The organism is Promicromonospora kroppenstedtii DSM 19349 (genome assembly GCF_000515355.1).
GTDB lineage: Bacteria > Actinomycetota > Actinomycetes > Actinomycetales > Cellulomonadaceae > Promicromonospora > Promicromonospora kroppenstedtii.
On sequence record NZ_KI911625.1, the window covers coordinates 43408 to 47038 of the forward strand.

5 protein-coding genes are annotated in these 3631 nt (G+C 73.5%); all 5 read left to right on the forward strand.

Annotated features, from left to right (window positions below):
* Positions 1 to 443 (forward strand): ComEC/Rec2 family competence protein (locus PROKR_RS05805; RefSeq protein WP_036960493.1); only part of this gene is annotated, 443 nt, incomplete at its 5' end.
* 135 nt (positions 444 to 578) lie between these two features.
* On the forward strand, positions 579 to 1373 hold the full coding sequence (locus PROKR_RS05810) for a hypothetical protein (protein ID WP_211240041.1): 795 nt from the start codon (positions 579 to 581) through the stop codon (positions 1371 to 1373).
* A 10-nt stretch (positions 1374 to 1383) separates the two neighbouring features.
* Positions 1384 to 2073 carry an N-acetylmuramoyl-L-alanine amidase gene (locus PROKR_RS05815; RefSeq protein WP_036960498.1) on the forward strand — a complete coding sequence of 230 codons (690 nt, stop codon included), beginning with the start codon at positions 1384 to 1386 and terminating at the stop codon, positions 2071 to 2073.
* A complete protein-coding gene (locus PROKR_RS05820; RefSeq protein ID WP_036960500.1) occupies positions 2073 to 2945 on the forward strand; it encodes a neocarzinostatin apoprotein domain-containing protein in 873 nt (290 codons plus the stop codon). The genes PROKR_RS05815 and PROKR_RS05820 overlap by 1 nt, the downstream gene beginning before the upstream one ends.
* 58 nt (positions 2946 to 3003) lie before the next feature.
* On the forward strand, positions 3004 to 3631 hold a 628-nt coding region (locus PROKR_RS33995), incomplete at its 3' end, for a DNA polymerase III subunit delta (protein ID WP_483823629.1).

A 3631-nucleotide genomic window follows, 5' to 3' on the forward strand; every position in this document is an offset into this window, starting at 1 on the left:
CGGCCGGCGTCCCCGTGCGGGTCGCCGGGTCCGGCGACCGGGGGACGGCCGGGACCCTCGCGTGGCAGGTGCTGCAGGCGGGCGCGGGAACGGGCGCGAACGACTCCAGCGTGGTGCTGTCCGCCCGGGTCGCCGGACTGGACGTGCTCCTCCTGGGCGACCTGGAGGACGTCGGCCAGGCAGCGCTGGTGCCGCTGACAGGTCGCGCCGACGTCGTGAAGATCGCGCACCACGGGTCAGCGGTGCAGTCCCGCGAGCTCGCTGAGCGGGTGCGTCCGGCGGTCGCGCTCGTGTCCGCAGGGCGGGACAACGAGTACGGGCACCCCACCGACGAGGCGCTCGACCTGTACGCGGGCGTCGGCGCCGCGGTGGTGCGCACGGACGAGTGCGGCACCGTCGCGCTCGTCGTCCGCGGAGGTGAGATGGCCCTCGCGGGCTGCTAGTGCTCAGGCAAGCGCTTGCCCACGCACGACGACGCAAGTCAGCGCCACACTTTCGCGAAACGTTGCGGATCCCGGCCACGGCCCTAACGTGGGTGAAAGACGAAGGAGCTTTTTCGGCACCTATCAGGGGGCAACGTGGTCGAACTAGGACTTACCGCCCGGCGGCACCGCCGGATGATCGCGGTGACAGCAGCGGTGGCGCTCCTCGTCCCGGCGGCGGCGTTCAGCGCGGCCGGCCGGGACCAGGTCTCCGCGCAGGTTCAGCTCCGGCAGGACCTTCTGGACCAGGAGGTCGTCACCGACGTCTCCGAGGAGGACCAGGTGGTCCGGGTCGATACCACGCAGGATCCGGCGGCCGCCGAGCAGTGGCTCGACGAGTCGGCCGACGTGCTCGACGGCTGGACCGTCGTCGTCGGCGGGACGGGTTCCCGCACCGGCGAGGAGCGCGCAGAGCTCGACGCGCAGGCGTCCGCGGACGACGTCGCACCGGACGCCACGTGCCCGGACGTCCCCGAGGGCAAGCGCTCGAAGGACGGCTCGACGACGCCGGTCCTGGGCTGCGGCACCGGCGAGGACGTCCAGCTCACCGCGGGAGCGAAGCGCGTGACACGCGGCGGACCCTCCCGGACGCTGGCGACCGCCGTCGACGAGGTCCTGGCCTCCTACCTGCCGGACGCGGGCCTGGCGGCCACCAAGGTGCGCCTGACCAAGGGCGAGGCGACGGTCGACGTCGCCGCCGGGTTCGAGCAGGCGCTGTCCGACGCCGGGGTCTACCCGGGCGACGTCTGGCAGGCGCTCCTGTTCACGGCGTACAGCAACGGCGCCGTCGACTCGGTGAAGTTCACGCTCGACGGGGACTGCCTCGCCTTCGCCTATGCCACGGGCGGCGACATGTGCGCGGCGACCGACCTGCCGATCGAGCTGGGCTGAGGGGGCCGCGATGCACACCATGCTCCGCCGGCTCCTGGCCGTGCTCACCGCCCTGCTCGTGGGCGCCGCCGGTCTGGTGGCCGTGGCCCCGTCGGCCGCCGCCGACGTGACCTACGTGCCGGACGACTGGAACGGCAAGGTGATCTACCTGTCCCAGGCGTGCCACGACCGCGGGGACACCGTCTGCCACGACAACACCGGCTGCCGCGGCTTCAGCGAGAACAGCAACTCCTACCGGCTCGCGATGTCGACCATCCGGGGCGGCGGCACCAACCACCTCAGCCTCCTGCAGCGCGGCTACAAGGTGGTGCGGGGCAACGACCTCACCCGCAAGAACATCGCCAGCTCGAACCGGGTCGGCGCGGACCTGCACGTCCCCCTGCACTCGAACGCGATCAGCGCGGCGTGCGAGTCCAAGCAGCCCGCGTCCAGGTACGGCACGCACGTGCTGTACGTGTCCAAGGCGGGCAAGGCGTGCGCCGCCGAGATCGTGCAGCGCGTGGGTGCCAGCAGCCCGGGCACGAACGACACCCGGCAGTACCGGACCGACCTGGGCGAGCTGAACCAGACCAACGCCGTCGCCTGCTACCTGGAGCAGGACTTCCACGTCTGGCGACGGGGCGTGAGCTGGATGAACGACCGCGACTCCTGGAGCTGGCGCCTGGCCGGGGCCATCGACGTGTACATGGGATACCCGTGATGCGCGCGCGGCGGGTCGGCCCTGTCGTCCTCGCGACGGTTCTGCTCCTGCTCGCCGGCTGCACCGCTGAGCCGGCGGGTCAGGGCTCGGGCTCCGCGCGCGGGAGCGGGGCGGGCCCGTCACCCAGCCAGGAGAGCCGGGGTGGTGCGGGCGGCACGAGCCGCGCCGACGGCGGCACGGGCAGTGCCGACGGCGGGGAGGAGCCCACCCTCACGGTCCGGTCCGCAGGCGGCGCCTGGATCGTGCGCGGCACCGGGTACGCGGGTCGCAACCAGTACCTGGTCCAGTGCACCGCCGGCACCGCGACGGGGGCGAGCGCGCTCGACGAGTGCGACATGTCGACCAGCGAGCAGGTGGTCGCCGACGGCGACGGGCGGATCTCCGAGACACGTCAGGCGCGGGCGTTCGTCCACGTGGGCGCCGTGTCCGAGGTGGACTGCACGGGTGACCCGTGCACGCTCGCCGTCGCCGACCTGTCGGACCGCGTGCTCGTGTCCGTCCCGGCGCCCCTGCCCGGCGGCTCCGAGCCGCCGGACGCACCCGTGCTCGAGCTGTCCGAACCGAGTCTGAAGGCCGACGCCGGCCGGGTCACCGTGACCGGCGCCGGCTTCGCCGCGGGCTCGACCGTCCGGATAGTGCAGTGCGCGACCACCTCGGACGGCGGGGTGGACGGCGACAACTGCCTGTACGACGACGGCAGGCGCGTCATCGCGGACCGTGCGGGCACCCTGGTCACCCGGCTCCGCGTGGAGCGGCAGATCGAGCTGGTCGGCGGGGGAGTCGCGGACTGCGCCGTGCAGGGTGCGTGCGTGGTCGCGAACGCCTGGACCGACGGCGGGCGGATCGCGCTGACGGACCTGCACTGGGAGTAGCGCACGGCACATCGCGGCGTGACCGCCCCTTGTCGGTGGCGCGTGGCAGGCTGTGTCCGTGCCTCCCGCTACCCGACGCCGTACCGCCACCGCTCCCGCCGGCCGCAGCTGGGACGAGCCCACGGTCGCTCCCGTCGTGCTGGTGCGCGGCGCCGAGCCGCTCCTGACCGAGCGCGCGGTCGACGGCGTCGTGCGGCTCGTGCGGGAGCGCGACCCCGAGGTCGAGAAGGTGGAGCTGGAGGGGGCCACCTACGGCACCGGCCAGCTCATGGTCGCGGCGAGCCCGTCCCTGTTCGGCGAGGCCAAGGTGGTCGTGGTCCGCTCGACGGAGTCCGGCACGGAGGACCTGATGGCCGACCTGATCGCCTACGTCGGCGCGCCCGACCCGGAGACCACCGTGGTCGTCGTCCACGGCGGCGGGCAGCGCGGCAAGAAGATGCTCGACACGATCACCGGTTCGGGCGCGCCCGTCATGGTCTGCGAGCCCGTGACCAAGGACGCCGAGAAGGCGTCGTTCGTGGTGGGCGAGTTCAAGGCGGCCCGGCGCCGGGCGGACGCCGAGGGCGTGCGCGCCCTCGTGGACGCCCTCGGCAGCGACCTGCGCGAGCTCGCCGCGGCGTGCTCGCAGCTCATCGCCGACACCACCGGCACCATCACGGCCGCCACCGTGGACCGCTACTACGGTG